Source organism: Nonomuraea ceibae (genome assembly GCF_019396325.1).
Classification (GTDB): domain Bacteria; phylum Actinomycetota; class Actinomycetes; order Streptosporangiales; family Streptosporangiaceae; genus Nonomuraea; species Nonomuraea ceibae.
Genome location: NZ_JAHKRO010000005.1, coordinates 92,079 through 108,958, shown reverse-complemented (window position 1 = coordinate 108,958; position 16,880 = coordinate 92,079). Strand labels below are relative to the sequence as shown.

Annotated in this window: 18 protein-coding genes; 6 read left to right on the top strand and 12 right to left on the bottom strand. The window is 72.1% G+C overall.

Translation table 11 applies throughout. The annotated features are described in order from the left end of the window. Positions 1–33 precede the first annotated feature (33 nt). The 4 genes from KME80_RS05680 to KME80_RS05665 are packed head-to-tail and all read right to left on the bottom strand — an operon-like array spanning position 34 to position 3,292. Positions 34–951 carry an ABC transporter substrate-binding protein gene (locus KME80_RS05680; protein ID WP_246644119.1) on the bottom strand — a complete coding sequence of 306 codons (918 nt, stop codon included), beginning with the start codon at positions 949–951 and terminating at the stop codon, positions 34–36. A gap of 46 nt (positions 952–997) precedes the next feature. Further along, positions 998–1,669 (bottom strand): ABC transporter permease, encoded by a 672-nt coding sequence (locus tag KME80_RS05675; RefSeq protein WP_219500985.1) that lies wholly within the window; start codon positions 1,667–1,669, stop codon positions 998–1,000. Then, positions 1,666–2,340, bottom strand: a complete 675-nt coding sequence (locus KME80_RS05670) for an ABC transporter permease (protein ID WP_219500984.1) — start codon at positions 2,338–2,340, stop codon at positions 1,666–1,668. The genes KME80_RS05675 and KME80_RS05670 overlap by 4 nt, the downstream gene beginning before the upstream one ends. After that, positions 2,333–3,292 (bottom strand): ABC transporter ATP-binding protein, encoded by a 960-nt coding sequence (locus KME80_RS05665; protein ID WP_219500982.1) that lies wholly within the window; start codon positions 3,290–3,292, stop codon positions 2,333–2,335. Before KME80_RS05665 ends, KME80_RS05670 begins: the two co-directional genes overlap by 8 nt. A gap of 261 nt (positions 3,293–3,553) precedes the next feature. On the opposite strand from KME80_RS05665, the gene KME80_RS05660 reads away from it, so the two are divergent. Next, entirely contained in the window at positions 3,554–4,966 is a 1,413-nt protein-coding gene (locus KME80_RS05660; RefSeq protein ID WP_219500980.1) for an RNA polymerase sigma factor, read from the top strand. Here the strand turns inward: KME80_RS05660 and KME80_RS05655 are convergent, their stop codons facing one another. Genes KME80_RS05655 through KME80_RS05630 form a run of 6 tightly spaced genes read right to left on the bottom strand, consistent with a single transcriptional unit; the run spans position 4,967 to position 10,337 of the window. Continuing rightward, the gene (locus KME80_RS05655; protein ID WP_219500979.1) at positions 4,967–5,686 is read right to left on the bottom strand and encodes a DUF981 family protein; all 720 of its coding nucleotides are present in this window, start codon (positions 5,684–5,686) and stop codon (positions 4,967–4,969) included. 23 nt (positions 5,687–5,709) lie between these two features. Next, entirely contained in the window at positions 5,710–6,873 is a 1,164-nt protein-coding gene (locus KME80_RS05650) for a lipid-transfer protein (RefSeq protein ID WP_219501204.1), read from the bottom strand. 5 nt (positions 6,874–6,878) lie between these two features. After that, positions 6,879–7,289, bottom strand: coding sequence for a MaoC/PaaZ C-terminal domain-containing protein (locus KME80_RS05645; RefSeq protein ID WP_219500976.1), 411 nt, complete (start codon positions 7,287–7,289; stop codon positions 6,879–6,881). Further along, positions 7,289–8,176: a bifunctional MaoC family dehydratase N-terminal/OB-fold nucleic acid binding domain-containing protein gene (locus KME80_RS05640; protein WP_219500974.1), complete on the bottom strand. Its 888-nt coding sequence runs from the start codon at positions 8,174–8,176 to the stop codon at positions 7,289–7,291. The genes KME80_RS05645 and KME80_RS05640 overlap by 1 nt, the downstream gene beginning before the upstream one ends. Further along, a complete protein-coding gene (locus tag KME80_RS05635; RefSeq protein WP_219500972.1) occupies positions 8,173–9,327 on the bottom strand; it encodes an acyl-CoA dehydrogenase family protein in 1,155 nt (384 codons plus the stop codon). Before KME80_RS05635 ends, KME80_RS05640 begins: the two co-directional genes overlap by 4 nt. Continuing rightward, the gene (locus tag KME80_RS05630) at positions 9,327–10,337 is read right to left on the bottom strand and encodes an acyl-CoA dehydrogenase family protein (RefSeq protein WP_219500970.1); all 1,011 of its coding nucleotides are present in this window, start codon (positions 10,335–10,337) and stop codon (positions 9,327–9,329) included. The genes KME80_RS05635 and KME80_RS05630 overlap by 1 nt, the downstream gene beginning before the upstream one ends. Positions 10,338–10,523: 186 nt before the next feature. Here KME80_RS05630 and KME80_RS05625 point away from each other — a divergent pair, with 186 nt between their 5' ends. The 5 genes from KME80_RS05625 to KME80_RS05605 all read left to right on the top strand — a co-directional run bounded on the left by KME80_RS05625 (position 10,524) and on the right by KME80_RS05605 (position 15,203). Next, a complete protein-coding gene (locus KME80_RS05625; protein WP_219500968.1) occupies positions 10,524–11,174 on the top strand; it encodes a TetR family transcriptional regulator in 651 nt (216 codons plus the stop codon). Positions 11,175–11,230: 56 nt separating this feature from the next. Beyond that, on the top strand, positions 11,231–12,226 hold the full coding sequence (locus tag KME80_RS05620; protein ID WP_219500966.1) for a sigma-70 family RNA polymerase sigma factor: 996 nt from the start codon (positions 11,231–11,233) through the stop codon (positions 12,224–12,226). A 43-nt stretch (positions 12,227–12,269) separates the two neighbouring features. Then, entirely contained in the window at positions 12,270–13,388 is a 1,119-nt protein-coding gene (locus KME80_RS05615) for a steroid 3-ketoacyl-CoA thiolase (RefSeq protein ID WP_219501200.1), read from the top strand. An 89-nt stretch (positions 13,389–13,477) separates the two neighbouring features. Beyond that, positions 13,478–14,503, top strand: coding sequence for an MBL fold metallo-hydrolase (locus KME80_RS05610; RefSeq protein WP_219500956.1), 1,026 nt, complete (start codon positions 13,478–13,480; stop codon positions 14,501–14,503). A gap of 7 nt (positions 14,504–14,510) precedes the next feature. Beyond that, complete coding sequence (locus KME80_RS05605) at positions 14,511–15,203, top strand: FadR/GntR family transcriptional regulator (protein WP_246644117.1); 693 nt, start codon at positions 14,511–14,513, stop codon at positions 15,201–15,203. A 28-nt stretch (positions 15,204–15,231) separates the two neighbouring features. Here the strand turns inward: KME80_RS05605 and KME80_RS05600 are convergent, their stop codons facing one another. Together KME80_RS05600 and KME80_RS05595 are read right to left on the bottom strand one after the other, a co-directional pair. Continuing rightward, positions 15,232–16,044 (bottom strand): hypothetical protein, encoded by an 813-nt coding sequence (locus KME80_RS05600; protein ID WP_219500954.1) that lies wholly within the window; start codon positions 16,042–16,044, stop codon positions 15,232–15,234. 14 nt (positions 16,045–16,058) lie between these two features. Next, positions 16,059–16,871, bottom strand: a complete 813-nt coding sequence (locus KME80_RS05595; protein WP_219500952.1) for a hypothetical protein — start codon at positions 16,869–16,871, stop codon at positions 16,059–16,061. Positions 16,872–16,880 lie beyond the last annotated feature (9 nt).

Here is a 16,880-nt window from a genome sequence, read left to right as displayed (position 1 = left end):
AGGGCCTCAGGGGAGAGGCCCCCGCCGGGCGGGTCAGCCGAGGCCGTTCGCGCTCAGCCATTCCTTGGCCACCGTGGCGGGCTCGTCCTTGTTGACGGCGATCTTCTGCATCATGTCCAGCAGCGAGTCGGTCGTCAGCTTGGCGGAGATCGCGTTGAGGGTGGTGCGCACCGTGTCGGTGGCTCCGGCCTTGTTCAGGAGCGGGGTCACGTTCTGGGCGGGGAAGATGTTCTTGGTGTCCTGGAGGGGCACCAGGTTGTTGGCGGTGATCTTCGGGTCGGTGGAGAACACGTTGCCGACCTGGATGGAGCCGTCCTTGATGGCGTCGGCCGTGGCCGGGCCGGTGGGCTTCCACTGCTTGAACTGGATGCCGTAGACCTCCTTGAAGGGGGCCTCCCAGCGCTTCTTGAACTCCGGCGGACCGCCCACGATCATGTCCTTCGACACCTTGGCCAGGTCTTCCATCGTGTTGACGGACTGCTTGGACTGGGTGTCCTTGCTGATCGACAGCGTGTCCTTGTCCTCGGCCGGGGAGGATTCGAGCACTTCGAGCTCGGCGGGGAGCTTCTCCTTCAGCGCGGCGTTGACCTCTTCGGTGGTCGCGGCCTTGTTCTGCTGGTCGATGAAGGCCAGCAGGTTGCCGTTGTACTCGGGCACCAGCGTCAGGCCGCCGCTCTTGACCTGGTCGTAGACGACCTCGCGGCTGCCGATGCGGGGCTTCTCCTCGACCGTCACGCCCTTGGCCTCCAGCGCCTGGGCGTAGATGGAGCCGAGCAGCACGCTCTCGTCGAAGTCGAAGGAGCCGATCACGACGGTCCCCCCGCCGCCGCCGGTGGCGGAGCCCGTGGGCGCCGCGCTCGTGGTGTCGAGCGGGTTGCCCCCGCCGCCGCCACCACCGCAGGCCGTCAAGGTGAGCGCCGCGGACAGGACGACCGCCGCGGTGCTGAACATGCGTCTCATTAAAATGTCCCCTTCTTGCGGGAGGTAGTACGAAAAATCAACGTGTCTTCAGTCGTTGGCTCACCCCCGGGGAGACCGTCACCCTCTGCGCGAGGGTGAACGCGATCTGCACCACGAGCGCGAACAGCACAATCAACACTGAACCCCCGACGACGCTCGCGTAATCCTTCGTCGCGAACCCGTCGATCACGAACCTGCCCAGACCGCCCAGCCCCGTGTAGGCGGCGACGGTCGTGGTGGCGACCACCTGGATCGCCGAGAGCCTGAGCCCGAGGAGGATGAGCGGCAGCGCGACCGGCACCAGCACCCGCCCGAGCACCTGGCCGCCGCGCAGCCCCATCCCGTACGCCGCGTCGCGCAGCTCGGGGTCCACTCCCCTGATGCCCTCGAACGTGTTGACCAGGATCGGCGGCACGGCCAGCAGCACCAGCGGGATGATCACCGGCCAGATCGACGCGGTGCCGAGCAGCAGCACGAACAGCACCAGCAGGCCGAGCGTCGGCAGCGCCCTGGCCAGGTTGGCCGAGACGACCACGAGCACCCCGCCCCGGCCGGTGTGGCCGATGAGCAGCCCGATCGGCACCGCGACCAGCATCGCCAGCGCGAGCGCCAGGGCCGAGAACTCCAGGTGTTCGAGCAGCCGTACGGGGATGCCGTCGAAGCCCGTCCACCGGGCGGGGTCGCCGAAGAAGTCGATCAGCCAGTTCACGACGCCCCCCTCGCCCGCACCCACGGGGTGAGCAGCCGCTGGGCCAGGAGCAGCAGCCCGTCGGCGATGAGCGCCAGCGCCACGATGAGCACGATGCCGACGACGACCGGCGGCAGGAACGGGTTCTGGTAGGCCCGGGTGAACAGCATGCCGAGACCGCCCTCACCGATCAGCGCGCCCACGCTCACCAGGCTGATGCTGGAGACCGCGACGACCCGCAGCCCGGCGATCACCACGGGCGCGGCGATGGGCAGCTCGATCTGCACCAGCCGGCGCAGCGGCGTGAAGCCCATGGCCACCGCCGACTGGCGGACGTGCGGAGGCACCGAGCCGATGCCGTCGACCACGGCCGGGATGAGCACGGCCATGGCGTAGAAGGTCAGCGGGACGATCACGGTGATCGGTGACAGCCCGGTGACCGAGATCAGCAGCATGAACAGCGGCAGCGACGGCAGCGCGTAGATCACGTTGAAGATGCCGGCCGTCGGCTGGTAGAGCCACCGCCATCGGACGCTGGCCAGCCCCAGCGGCAGGGCCAGCGCGAGCCCCAGCACGATCGGCACCAGCGACATGAGCAGGTGGTCGCCGAGCAGGTCCCTGATGCTGCCGACCCGCCCGGTGTCCCAGTTGCGCGCGATCCACTCCCAGAGTGAGGGCGGGCCGTCACCCATGGGCGGCCTCCGCCAGCGCCTCGTCCAGCGCCTCCCTCGTGGCCACGCCGACCACCTCGCCCCGCTCGTCCACGGCCACCGCGGTGCCCGACGGCGACAGCAGCGCCGCGTCGAGCGCGGTGCGCAGCGAGTCGGTGCCGAACACGAACGTGCCGGCGCCCTCGGGGGCGGGCAGGTCGGTGCGCAGCCGCAGCCCCTCGGTGGAGACGAACTGCAGCCGCCGGATGCCCCGGTCGCGGCCCAGGAACTCGCGGACGAAGTCGTCGGCCGGCTCCGACAGCAGCGTCTTCGGGGCGGCGAGCTGCGCCAGCTTCCCGCCCACCCGCAGCACCGCGACCTGGTCGCCGAGCTTGATGGCCTCGTCGATGTCGTGGGTGACGAACACGATCGTCTTGTTCAGCTCCGACTGCAGCCGCAGCAGCTCGTCCTGGAGGCTGGTGCGGACCACCGGGTCGACGGCGCTGAACGGCTCGTCCATCAACAGCACCGGCGGATCGGCGGCCAGCGCCCTGGCCACGCCCACCCGCTGCTGCTGCCCGCCGGAGAGCTGGAAGGGGTAGCGGCCGGCCAGCCCCGGGTCGAGCCCGACGCGCTCCAGCAGCTCCATGGCCCTGTCGCGGGCCTTCCTGCGGTCCCAGCCGAGCAGGTAGGGCACGGTGGCGACGTTGTCCAGGATCTTGCGATGCGGGAACAGGCCGGCCTGCTGGATCACGTACCCGATGCCGCGCCGCAGCGTCGGCGGGTCGATGTCCTGGACCGGCTCCCCGTCGAGCAGGATGCGCCCTTCGGTGGCGTCGATCATCCTGTTGATCATCCGCAGTGACGTCGTCTTCCCGCAGCCCGACGGGCCGACGAACACGGTGATCTCGCCCGTGGGCGCCTCAAGGCTGAGGCGGTCCACGGCTACCGTTCCGTCTGGGTAGCGTTTGGTGACAGCGTCGAATGTGATCACGCGCGACCTTCCGCTTCGTGGCAGGGCCGCAGCCCCCCTGCCACGACCGCCGCATGATCTAACGGCAACCACCCTACGGCGATTGAACGTGGTCTGTCCCATCGGGAGGAGGTTAAGCGGTTCACTGACCTGCGATTCCGTACGAATTCGTGATCTGGTAGTGCGCCGGCCTGGGTGGAGTTGGCATGATTGCCTCCACATGCACAGACGCCGCACCCTCACCCGCAGCGTCCGCTTTTCCCAGTAAGAGGATCCGGTCACGTGACACACCCGCTCACCGGTCAGCACTCCCGCACCGAGCTGATCGCAGAGCTCTACGACCGTCACGCCGCCGGGCTGTTCGCGTACTGCGCGGACCAGCTCGGCGACCCTGGCTCCGCGGCAGACGTCGTGGCGACCGTGCTCGCCGCCGTGCCGTCGCAGCCGCCCCCGCGTGCCGCCCTGTACGCCTACGCCCGGCGCGAGATCTTCCGGCGTGACGTCGTCTACGCGCCGCCCGTCGTCGACCCGCTCATCGACCCGGCCTCGGCGCTGGTCGAGCGGGCGCTGCGCGAGCTGCGTCCGGCGCAGCGCGAGGTGCTCGTGCTGGTCCAGGTGTGCGGGCTCAACCGGGAGGAGCTCGCCTGGGTGCTCGACGTGGCGCCCGACACCGCCGAGGAGCTGGCGGTCAGCGTGGCGCACCGGTTCACGCAGGCGCTCGGGCTGGCGCTGGCCGGCGCCGGCGGCCGCGTGTCCAAGCCGGTCGCCGACGTCTACGGCGCGCTCGCCGTCGCGCCGCTGCGCGACGTGCTCGGCCGCCTGCCGTGGCAGACGCCGCCGGCGGCGCTGCGCGTCCACTTCGCGGGATCCCGTACGGCCGAGCCGGCGCCGATGTTCGTCAAGCCGCGCTGGCCCGTGCCGCCGACCTGGCCGCTGCCGCTGGGCGCCGCCGACCCGGCGAGCACCACGGGGATCTTCCCGACCGAGCTGCTCGCGCCGCCGTCGCCGTCGCGGATGCCCGACCACGAGGCCACCACGGCGCCGATGCCCAGGCTGCGTGACCCGCTGGCGCCCTCGCCCGAGCGCACCGGCCGGCCGACGACCTTCCGCGCCTTCGAGGCGGCCCCGCCCGCCCCGTCCGGCCTGTCCACCCCGTTCTCCGCCTTCGAGGCCCGCCGCCCCATCGGCGGCGCGCCCGCCAAGGACCTGCTCGGGAGGGATGTACCCGCCAAGGGCGCGCCGCAGGCGCGGCTGGAGCGGCCGTTCGTCATGCCCGCGCCGGTCCCGGCGGACGTGCTGGACGACGAGCCGGTGACCCAGGACCTGCCCGCCGTCACCGACGCCCGCGCCCCGCGCGAGGCCGGGCCGCTGTTCACGCCCCGGGCGCAGCCGAAGGAGCCGGTCTACCGGATGCCGCTGCCGCCGGAGCCGCCCGCCGCGCCGGACGCTCTCCCGGCGAGCACGACGGAGCCGGAGCAGGACTCGGCGAGCGAGCCGCAGGCCAGGCCCGCGCCGGCCCCGCGACGGACGCCGGCCCCACGGAGGGCGTCCGGATCGGGCAAGGCCGCCCGGCGGCCCAAGGGGAAGAAGCGCCGCAGGCACCACGACTGGGCCTGGGAGCTCACCGGCTTCCTGATCTGCGTGGTCATCGCGATGATCGTGTTCTTCTCCGTCCCGATGATCGTCAGCCCGTGATCACATGGTGTTGACGATCAGCCCGATGTGCGTGAAGTAGTTCAGCGCCCCGAACAGCGCGAACACCACCCCGGCCACCAGCCAGCACACGCCCGTCACCGTCGCCGCGGGCCCGCCACGGGCCCGCAGCGCGAACGGGAACACCACGGCCCCGATGCCCACCAGCACGTACAGCCCGGAGATGAACGTCGCCTCCAGCATCGGCATGTCCGCGAACGCCCCGGAGATCGGCTCCTGCGGCGGCGCGGCGAACAGCGTGTACGTCCACCCGGCGGCGGCGATGCCGAAGCAGGCCAGCCCCATCGCGAAGGCGAACAGCGAGATCGGCCCCGCCACCCGCGCCACGTGCTCGCGCCGGTCCGCGGCCCCCTGGGGCGGCGTCCAGCGCTTCCACAGGTAGAGGGCGGCGGCCAGCAGCATCGCGCCGAACGCGAGCGACGGCTCGCCGAAGATGATGTTGTCGAACGGGAACCCCTGCCCGGCGAGCGGCCAGGTGAGCGTCATGTGCAGCCCGGTGAGCGCCAGCAGCGCGCCGAGCACGCCGAACGCCAGCGCCCACCCGTCGACGTGCTCCATCGGGTCGCCGCGCAGCAGCTTCCTGCCGAACCAGACCACGAGCACCAGCCCCACGCCCGCCGCGACGGCCATGATCGTGTTGTACGTGGGCATCTTCGTCCAGTCGATCTTCAACTCCGGCTGGACCAGCAAATATCCGACCATGCCCGCATGACTACCCTGGGTGATCAATCCGACACGCCGGACAGGATCAGCCCGCTGGTCGGCACCCCCGTTCCGGCCGTCACCAGCACGTTCCGCACGCCGTCCACCTGGTTGGCGGCGGTGCCGCGGAGCTGGCGCACGGCTTCGGCGATGCCGTTCATGCCGTGGATGTACGCCTCGCCGAGCTGCCCGCCGTGCGGGTTGACCGGCAGCCGCCCGCCGAGCTCGATGCCGCCGTCGCGCACGTACGCGGCGGCCTCGCCGCGCCCGCAGAACCCCAGCTCCTCCAGCTGCGTCAGGACGAACGGGGTGAAGTGGTCGTACAGGATCGCGGTCTGGATGTCGGCGGGCGTCAGCCCGGACGTCTCCCACAACTGCCTGCCGACCACCGACATCTCCGGCAGGCCGGTCATGTCGTCGCGGTAATAGCTCGTCATCATCATCTGCCCGGCGCCGGAGCCCTGGGCGGCGGCGGTGACGACGGCCGGGGTGCGGCGCAGGTCACGGGCGCGCCCGGCGGTGGTGACGACGAGCGCCACCGCGCCGTCGCTCTCCTGGCAGCAGTCGAGCAGCCGCAGCGGCTCGGCGATCCACCGCGACGCCTGGTGGTCGGCCAGCGTGATCGGCCTGCCGTGGAACCAGGCCGCCGGGTTCGTCGCCGCGTGCCGGCGCATGGCCACCGCCACCCGGCCCAGGTCCTCGGACGTGGCGCCGTAGGCGTGCAGGTAGCGGCGGGCGAACATGGCCACCCACGCGGCGGGCGTCACCAGCCCGTACGGCACGTGCCAGCTCATCTCCATGCCCTGCGAGGACTGCTGCCCGGCGAGCCCCGCGTCCGGCCGGCCGAACCGGCGGCCCGAGCGCTCGTTGAAGGCCCGGTAGCAGACGACCGCGCGGGCCGCCCCCGTCGTGACGGCCATGGCCGCGTGCGCCACGGTCGCGCAGGCCGCGCCGCCGCCGTAGTCGACGCGGGAGAAGAAGCTCAGGTCGCCGATGCCCACCTCGCGGGCGACGGCGATCTCCTGGTTGGCGTCCTGCGTGAAGGTGACCAGGCCGTCGACCTCGGCCGGGGACAGCCCGGCGTCGTCCAGCGCCGCGAGCACCGCCTCGGCCGCCAGCCGCAGCTCAGAACGGCCGGAGTCCTTGCTGAACTCGGTCGCGCCGATGCCCGCGATCGCCGCGTCCAGGCGCGTCACGGCCGCACCTCCGGCAGCAGCAGGGTGACGGTCCCGGTGGCGTGGTCGCCGAGGCTGACCCTGCCCGTGACCCCCACCGTGACCTCGCCGTCCGCGAGCGCGGTGACGCCGCCCCGGAAGCTCAGCCGGTCACCCGCGTAGGCTGGCACGCCGAGCTTCACGTCGATCCGCCTGATCACCGCCTCCGGCCCGGCCCAGTCGGTCACGTACCGCTCGACCAGTCCCATCGTGGTCAGGATGTTGAGGAAGATGTCCTTCGCCCCCTGCCCCCTGGCGACCTGGACGTCATGATGGACAGGGGTGAAGTCCATCGTGGCCAGCGCGGTGGAGACGACCACCGTGGGCGTGAGGTCGAGCGACAGCTCGGGCAGCGCCGCACCCACCTCGACCTGATCTCGCGTCAGCATCACGGCTCCCCGGGCGTCCAGACGGGCAGGACCAGCTCGTCGTCCATCGGCCGGTACGCGACCCGTACCGGCATGCCGACCGCCACCGACTCCGGCGGGCAGTCGACCACGTTCCCCACGATCCGCACCCCTTCGGGCAGCTCCACGACCGCCACCACGAACGGCGTCTCGCGGCCCGGCACCGGCGGATGGTGGTGGACCACGTAGCTGTAGACGACGCCCTCGCCGCGCGCCACCACGTGGGCGCGGTTCGCCGAGTGGCAGCGCGGGCACATCGGGCCCGGCGGGTGGCGCAGCTCGCCGCAGTCGGCGCAGCTCTGGACCCGCAGCTCGCCGCGCCGCACGCCGTCCCAGAAGAACGCGGTGTCACGGTTCACCGAGGGCCGCAGCGGGTACGGCTCGGCCCGCTTCTCCGGCGGCCGGAACTTCAGCACCCGGAACAGCATCTCGGCCACCGGCTCCCCCTCGCCGGCGTACCAGGTGACGACCCAGGTCGCGAAGAACCCCTCGCCGAGCGCGGTCCGCTTGGGCCCGGCCAGGCCGGTGAAGCGGGTGGCGGGGGTCAGCAGCTCGCCGACGCGCACGTAACGGTGGTAGGTCTGCTCGCAGTTGGTCGCCACGACGCCCGTGTAGCCGGCCTCGTCCAGCGCGCCCATCATGACGCTCACCGGCGAGCGGTCGCCGGGCGCCGGCGCGGTCATCGTCCACACCTGCGCCATCGCGGGCGGGGCCAGGCCCCTGTCCAGGTAGACCGGGTTGCGGTCGCCCATCGCGGCCAGCCAGTGGCGGATCATCGGCACGTTCACCGGGTCGTCGGCCGGGGCCCCGGCCAGCTCGCCCAGCGCCGCCTGCTTGGCTGCCAGGTCCAGCAGCTCCTCGCCGGTCATCGGGGCGGCCTCGGCAGGCTCAGGCCGAGCATCGCGATCAGCTCCCGCTGCACCTCGTTGACGCCGCCGCCGAACGTCAGCACCACCGCGCCCTTGACCGCCCGGTCCGTCCGCTCGATCAGCTCGGCCGTCTCCGGATCGGCCGGGTCGCCGTAGCGGGCCAGCACGTCGCCGAGCAGCCGCCCGGCCTCCTGCATGCGCTCCGAGCCGTAGACCTTGGTGGCCGACGCGTCGGGGGCGCCCAGCCAGCCCAGGTCCATGTTGGCCGCGACCTGCCAGTTCAGCAGCTCGTTGGTGCGGAACCAGGCGCGCACCCGGCCGAGCGCGCGCCGTACGTCGGGCTCGTCCGCCAGCCCCGCGCGGCGGGCCCAGGTCAGGAAGCGGTCGTAGGTCTGGCCGAGGTTCCCGGCGGGGCCGAGCGTGACGCGCTCGTGGTTGAGCTGGTTGACGATCAGGTCCCAGCCCTTGTCCACCTCGCCCACCACCAGGTCCACGGGCACCCGCACATCCGTGTAGTAGGTGGAGTTGGTGTGGTGGCGGCCGTCCATCGTGACGATCGGCGTCCAGGAGAAGCCCGGGTCGCCCGTCGGGACGATCATCATGGTGATGCCCTTGTGCTTCCTGGCCTCCGGGTTCGTGCGGGCGGCGAGCCAGATGTACTGGGCGTGGTGCGCGCCGCTGGTGAAGATCTTCTGCCCGTTGACGACGTAGTGGTCGCCGTCGAGCACCGCGGTCGTGCGCAGCGCGGCCAGGTCGGTGCCCGCCTCCGGCTCGCTGTAGCCGATGGCGAAATGGCACTCGCCGGCCAGGATGCTCGGCAGGAACCGCTCCTTCTGCTCCTTCGTGCCGTACTGCATGAGCGTCGGGCCGACCGTCTGAAGGGTGATGATCGGGTACGGGACTCCGGCGCGGGCGATCTCGTTGGCGAAGATCTGCTGTTCGAGCGGGCCGTGGCCGCCTCCGCCGTACTCCTTCGGCCAGCCGAGGCCCAGCTTGCCGTCACGGCCGAGGCGGCGACAATGCTCCAGGTACGCCTCGCCGAACGGGTCCTCGGCCAGCTTCGCCCGGTCCTCGGGGGTGAGGCAGCCGGCGAAGTACTCGCGCAGCTCGTCGCGGAGGCGGCGCTGCTCGGGGGTCAGGTCGATGTGCATCAGGCGAGCCCTCCGATCAGGTCGAGCTGGGCGTCGGCGCCGCCGAGCAGGTGCGTCAGGTGCTTGGCCTGGGCGAAGTAGCGGTGCAGCGGGTAGGTGACGTCCAGGCCGAGGCCGCCGTGCAGGTGCTGGCAGGTGTACAGCGCCCGCGCCGCCTCGTCGGCGTGCAGCGCGGCCACGGCCAGGTCCTCCTCGGCGGGCAGCCCGGCGTCCAGCCGCCAGGCGCCCGACCACATGGCCACGTCCAGCGCCCGGCCGGTGATGTAGACGTCGGCGATCTGCATGGTGACGGCCTGGAACTCGGCGAGCGCGCGGCCGAACTGCTTCCTGGTCCTGATGTGGGTGGTGGTCAGCTCCAGCGCGCCGGCCAGCACGCCGCTCGCCTGCGCCGTGACCGCCGCGGTGAACAGCCGCCGCACGTCGCCGGCCGCCTCCGGGCCGCCGACCCGCTCGGCGGGGCAGCGTTCCAGCGTGATCGTGGCGGCGGGCTCGCCGGTGGAGGTGAACTCGGGGGCGGCGGCCGGCGCGTGGACCAGGAACAGCCCCTGGTCGGCGGTGACCAGCACGTCGCCGCCGGGATGGGTGACCCCGGACTTGCTGCCCGTCAGGAACCAGCCCGCGGCCAGGTCGGCGGGCGCCCGCTCGGCGATGGTCACGGGCGGCGCGGTCAGCGGGCGGCCAGGCTCCCGGATCGCCACCGAGGCGGGGGCCTCGCCGGACAGGCGGCGCTGCTGCCCGGGGCTGCCGTGCCGGCTCACGGCCAGCGTGCTGACCAGCGTCTCGCGTAACGGGCCCGGCGCGGCCCTGGCGCCCAGCTCGCGCAGCACGACCGCCATCTCGACCGGCCCCAGCCCGGCGCCGCCCGCGTGCTCGGGCACGCAGATCGCCGTCAGGCCCGCCTCGCGCAGCGCGTCCCACAGCCGGGCCGCGTCCTGCCCGTCCTCCCTGGCCAGCAGCTCCGCGGTGAGGGTACGCAGGTCCCGCTGGGTCTCGTCGAGGTTGAAGTCCATGCACCACCACCAAGCGCTCGGTCGGTAGAATGGCAAACTAGAACAGATTCTAATATCTGTCCAGAGGGCACCCATTTCGACAAGTCCAGATATAGCCGTGTAACGCCAAAGACATGCATCTATACGGCTTGTTAGTGACTGGCGAGTAACAAGCCGGGTTATCGAGAAATCAGATAACGTGTTCTCATGCGCACTCCGCAGGCGGACGTCGCCACGCCCCCCGCCGACCCCGAGGGGCCGACGGAGCACCACCCCGCGCCCGGCGGCAACAGCGCCCGCTCACGCAGCCAGCACCAGCGCCGCAAGCGCATCGTCCAGGCCGCCGCGGCCCTCGCCTCGCGCGGCGGCGTCGAGGCGATGCAGATGCGCACGGTCGCCGAGCGGGCCGGCGTCGCCCTCGGCACCCTCTACCGCTACTTCCCGTCCAAGATGGACCTGGTCGTGGCCGTGGTCGGCGAGGAGATCGACCTCCTCGAAAGCAGCATCCAGCGCCGCCCGCCGAGCTCCCCCACCCCGTCCGGCCGCGCCGTCGACGTGCTCATGCGCGCCACCCGCGGCCTCATGCGCGAGCCCGAGCTGGCCGACGCCCTCATCAGGTCGCTGATCCTGGCCGAGGTCGAGACCCCGTTCGGCGACCGCATGACCGGCCTGCTGCTGCGCGTCTCGGCCGGCGGCCTCGACCCGGCGCGGGCGTCGGAGGAGCAGCTCGCCCTGGCCGGCTCCCTGTCGAGCATCTGGGTCCAGGAGCTGCTGGAGATGCTGCGCGGCCGGCGCACCTACGACCAGATCCAGCGCCGCATCGAGATCGCCTCCGACCGCCTGCTGAGCGACCTCTGACCTGCCCTTTCGCGGAGAAGAGGCGATCTGTCGGTGGCGTCGTCTATACAGGGGGTATGAGCGACAAGCCGTCCAACGAGGACTTCCTCCGGCAGGCTGACCCGATGCGCCGGGAGCTGCTCGCGCACTGCTATCGCATGATGGGGTCGGTGCACGACGCGGAAGATCTCGTCCAGGAGACCTATCTGCGCGCCTGGCGGGCCTACGACGGGTTCGAGGGGCGCTCGTCCCTGCGCACGTGGCTCTATCGCATCGCCACCACCCAGTGCCTGACCGCGCTCGACAGCCGGGGCCGCCGCCCGATGCCGACGGGCCTGGGCGCGCCCGCCACCGAGCCGAGCGCGCCGCTGGTGCAGCGGGGCGAGGTGCCGTGGCTGGAGCCGGTGCCCGACGGGATGGTGGGCGCGGGCGGCGACGACCCGGCCGCGATCGTCACCTCGCGCGAGAGCATCCGGCTCGCGCTCGTCGCGGCCTTGCAGCATTTGCCGCCGCGCCAGCGCGCGGTGCTGATCCTGCGCGACGTGCTCAAGTGGCGCGCGGCCGAGGTCGCCGAGGCGCTCGAGACCACGACCACCGCCGTCAACAGCATCCTGCAGCGCGCCCGCGCCCAGCTCGCGCAGGTCGCGCCCAGCCTCGACGACCGCCCGCAGCCGCTGACGCCCGAGCAGAGCGAGCTGCTCGACCGCTACGTGGCCGCGTTCGAGAGCTACGACATCAAGACGATCGTCGACATGTTCACCAAGGAGGCGATCTGGGAGATGCCGCCCTTCGAGGGGTGGTATCAGGGGCCTGACGCGATCGTCGAGCTCGTCGAGACCCAGTGCCCGGCCCAGGCGCCGGGCGATCTGCGGCTGGTGCCGGTGCGGGCCAACGGCCAGCCGGCGTTCGCCCTGTACTTCCGGGAGGGCGACGGCTACCGGCGCTTCTCGCTGCTGGTGATCGACTTCGACGGCCCGCTGATCAGCCATGTGGCGATGTTCTTCGACCTGGCGCTGTTCGAGCTGTTCGAGCTGCCGGAGAGCCTGCCCGCCGGGGCTTTCGCGGCTAACTAGAACCGGTTACAGTCGCCACCAGAGCATCGTTCTGGAGGTGGCTGTGGGCACACCCGTGATCGTCGAGGCCGTACGCACGCCGATCGGCAAGCGCGGCGGCTGGCTGGCCGGCCACAAACCGCAGCAGGTGCTGGCCACGGCGCTGAACGGCCTGCTTGCCCGCTCCGGCCTCGATCCCGCCGCGGTCGAGCAGGTGTTCGCCGGCTGCGTGACGCAGGCCGGTGAGCAGGGCGGTCACGTCGGGCGGCACGCCTGGCTCTACGCCGGGCTGCCCTACCAGGCGGGCGTCACGACCGTCGACGCGCAGTGCGGCTCCTCGCAGCAGGCCGTGCACCTGGCGGCGGCGATGGTGCGCGCCGGGGTGATCGACGTGGGCGTGGGCTGCGGGGTTGAGGTGATGAGCCGGGCGCCGCTCGGCAGCAACGTGTTACCGGCCCAGCCCCGGCCCGACGACTGGAGCATCGACCTGCCCGACCAGTTCACCGCGGCCGAGCGGATCGCCCGGCGGCGCGGGCTCACGCGCGAGCGGCTCGACTGGTTCGGCGCGCGGTCGCAGCGGCTCGCGGCGCGGGCCTGGGCGGGCGGCCGGTTCGCCCGGGAGATCGTGCCCGTCGGCGAGGTCAGCCGCGACCAGGGGCTGCGCGAGACCACCGTCGAGGGCCTGGCCGCGCTCAAGCCGGTCCAGGGCGAGGGCACGCTGCACACCGCCGGGACCTCCTCGCAGATCTCCGACGGGGCCGCCGCCGTGCTGGTGATGAGCGAGGAGGCCGCGGCCAGGCACGGGCTGCGCCCGAGGGCGCGGATCCTGGCCCAGGCGCTCGTCGGCGCGGAACCGTACTTCCATCTGGACGGGCCCGTGGACGCGACGGCGAAGGCGCTCGCGGCGGCCGGCATGGCGGTGGGCGACATCGACAGGTTCGAGGTGAACGAGGCGTTCGCGTCGGTGGTGCTGTCGTGGGCGAGCGTGCACCAGCCGGACTTCGACCGCGTCAACGTCAACGGCGGCGCGATCGCGCTCGGCCACCCGGTCGGCGCGACCGGCGCGCGGCTGATCACCACGGCGCTGCACGAGCTGGAGCGCTCGGACTCGGCGACGGCCCTGGTCACGATGTGCGCGGGCGGCGCGCTGGCCACGGCCACGATCCTTGAGCGGATCACGTGACGGGACGGATCCCGAAAAATCATTCCCATCCACCCGCCCCCGCACCCACACTCGACGAAGACCACGCACGCACGACGGGGGCCACTCCAATGACACGAACGCGGCGCAGGCCGTTCACCGAACAGCGCACCCAGGACCTCGGCGGCGGGGTATGGAGCGTGCCCGTGCCGATCCCCGGCAACCCGCTCGGCTACACGCTCGTGTACGCCGTCGAGTCGCCCAACGGCCCCCTGCTCGTCGACGCGGGCTGGAACCACCCCGACGCCTGGGCGGCGCTGCGTGACGGGCTGGCCGCCGCCGGCATGGCCGTGGCCGACGTCAGCGGCGTGGTCGTCACCCACTTCCACCCCGACCACGCCGGGCTCGCCGGGCAGGTCAGGCAGGAGTCGGGCGCCTGGATCGCGATGCACGAGGCCGACGCGGCGCTGGTCGCGATGATGCACGGGCTGGCCCGCGACGAGCACCGGGACTTCCAGGCCGAGATGCTGCGGCGGGCCGGCGCGGACCCGGAGGCGGTCGCGGCGGCGTCCGGCGGCAGGGGCGAGCCGCCCGCACGGCCGGACCGGGAGCTGCGCGACGGCGACCTGATCGACCTGCCCGGCCGGAAGCTGCGGGCCGTGCACACGCCGGGCCACACCCCTGGCCACGTCTGCCTGCACCTGGAGGACGCAGACCGGCTGTTCACCGGCGATCACGTCCTGCCCGGCATCACCCCGCACATCGGGATCTACCCCTTCGACCGGGACGACGTCGACCCGCTGGGCGACTTCCTGGACTCGCTGCACCGGGTGGGCGAGCTCGGCCCGCTCGACGCCCTGCCCGCCCACGAGTGGACTTTTCCGGATGTGGCGGCACGGGCGGCCCAGATCCGCGATCATCACGAGGAGAAGCTCGAACGACTCCACGCCCAGCTCCGCGACCGGTCCGAGCCGCCGACCATCTGGGAGACCGCCGCCATGATGACCTGGAACCGGCCCTGGTCCGACCTGCCGCCGATGCTGCGCGGCCTGGCCGCCGGCGAGGCCGCCGCCCACCTGCGCACGCTGGAGGCCCGCGGCGCGATCCGCCGCGTTCCCGGCGACGGCGCCGTACGGTTCCAAGCCCTAGACTCCTAGACATCCGATGTCCAGGGGGAAGATCGTGGCGGTCACCGACGCGGCCATCGACCGGATCAAGCAGATGATCCTCTCCGGCGAGCTGGCCCCCGGCGACCGGCTGCCCAAGGAGGCCGACCTGGCCGAGCGCCTCGGCCTGTCACGCAACTCGCTGCGCGAGGCCGTCCGGGCGCTGGCCCTGATCAACGTCCTGGACGTGCGGCAGGGCGACGGCACCTACGTGACCAGCCTGGAGCCCCGGCTGCTGCTCGACACCCTGTCGTTCGTGCTCGACCTGCACCGCGACGACACCGTCATCCAGTTCTTCGAGGTGCGCCGCATCCTCGAACCCGCCGCCACCGCGCTGGCCGCCGAGCTGATGACCGACGAGGAGGTCGGCGAGCTGCGCGCCGTCCTGGAGGCGCTGCCCGCAGATCCGACCATTGAGGAGCTCGTCGCCAACGACCTGGAGTTCCACCACCGCATCGCGCGCGGGTCGGGCAACAGCGTGCTGTGCTCGTTCGTCGAGAGCCTGTCCGGGCCCACCACCAGGGCCCGGATCTGGCGCGGCCTCACCCAGGAAGGCGCCCTGGACCGGACGCGCGAGCAGCACGCGGCCATCTACGAGGCCATCGCCGCCCGCCAGGCCGACGTGGCCCGGTCCTGGGCCACGGTCCACATAGCGGGCGTCGAATCCTGGCTGCGCAAGGCCCTGCCCTAGGGGCATGGCCTGGCGGCCGGGCTCCGGGCTAGTGGGCGGCCCGGCCCTTGAGGCTCAGGCCGGTCGGGAAGCTCGGCACCTTGCCGACCTCGTTCGACGCGATGACCTCCTCGACGCCCGGCATCGGGATCATCTGCCAGCGGCCCCACTCGGAGAAGCGAGTGTCGACCCTCTTCAGCCACGCGCCCTTGGGCGAGTAGTTGGTCGTCACGAAGCGCTGGATCACCCCGGAGGAGTTGGTCCAGAGCTGCCACTTGATCTTCGACTTGGCCTTGGCCTTCGACTTGACCCCGTCCACGTCCACGGCGTAGTGGTCGCGTGCCACCTTGTTCAGCTCGGCGTAGGTCACGTCACCCTGGAAGTGGTAGCCGCCCGAGACGGCCTTGCCCTTCGCGCCCTTCAGCGTGACCTGGAGGCTCGCCGGGTCGAACACGTCGATCGTCTGCTGCGTGGTCCAGAACTCGGGCGCGACCTGGCCCTTCGGGTAGCGGTAGGCGACCCAGTTCTTGTCCTTGGGCAGCGGGACGTCGGAGGTCGTGTAGAGGGCGTCGCCGCCGGCCACGGCCTCCGTCTCGTCCTCGGGGTCGGTGGCGTTCACGTCGCGCACGGTCAGGTACGCGGCCACGGGCCCGCGGGTGCCGAACTGGATGCCGCCCTGCCGCCGGGTCGGCGGATCGGCGTCACGCAGGAGCGCGACCTCGGTGAAGTCGACGCCCCGTTCGGCGCGGAACTGCTTCTTCATCGCCTGCACCGGGTCGGGCGCGGCGGCACTCTGCGCGGAGGCGGCAGTGGGGGCCAGCGTGAAACTCGCGGCGGCCACCAGAACGATCCATCGTCTCATCGGGGGGTTCATCCTTATCGGGAAGTGCGGAACGGGCCGAGATCGAAGCCGGGCTCGTCATAGGGCTGGTCCAAGAGCTCGCGCCAGGACATGACCTCGTCGGCCGGCGGCAGGGGTATGGTCATCCGCTGCCCCCACCCGGAGTAGCGGGTGTCGGCGCCGCCGCCGAGCCGGTTGCTCATCAGGCGGGTGACCAGGCCCCGCTTGTCGGTCCAGAGCCGCCAGGAGATCTTCCGCTCGGCGAGCCCGCCGGCGACGTCCCCGCCGGACTGGGCGGCGTAGTGCTCCGGGGCCGCCTTGACGAGGTCGCCGTACGTCACGGCCCCCTGATAGAGGTGACCGCCCGGCACGCTCTTGACCTTGGCGCCCTTGAGGATCGCCTTCAGGATCGCCGGATCGAGCGGGTTGATCGTCTGGCTGCTGAGGACCAGGCCGGGCACCGGGGTGACCTTGGTGCCCTTGTCGGGTTCGAACACGACCCACTTCTTGCCCGGGGGCAGATCCGGCGAGGAGAGATGGAGCTGACCAGGCGTCATGATCAGCTCTACCTCGGTCCCCGGCTCCTCGCCCTTCTTCTGAACGGCGGAGAACGTCATGTACGAGGCGACGGGCCCGCTCGCACCGAACTGGATCCCGCCCTTGGCGCGGACCCGGGTCACCGATGCGTCGCCCGTCATGCGGGACACCTCGGTGAAGGTGACGCCGTGTTCGGCGCGGAACTGCCTCTTCAGGGCCTGTACGGGGTCCGGCGGCGCGGGCTGCGCGGCGGCGGCGTCCGGTGCCAGCGCGACCAGTGCGGCGACCGCCAGGACGATCCAGCGTCTCATTGCACGTCT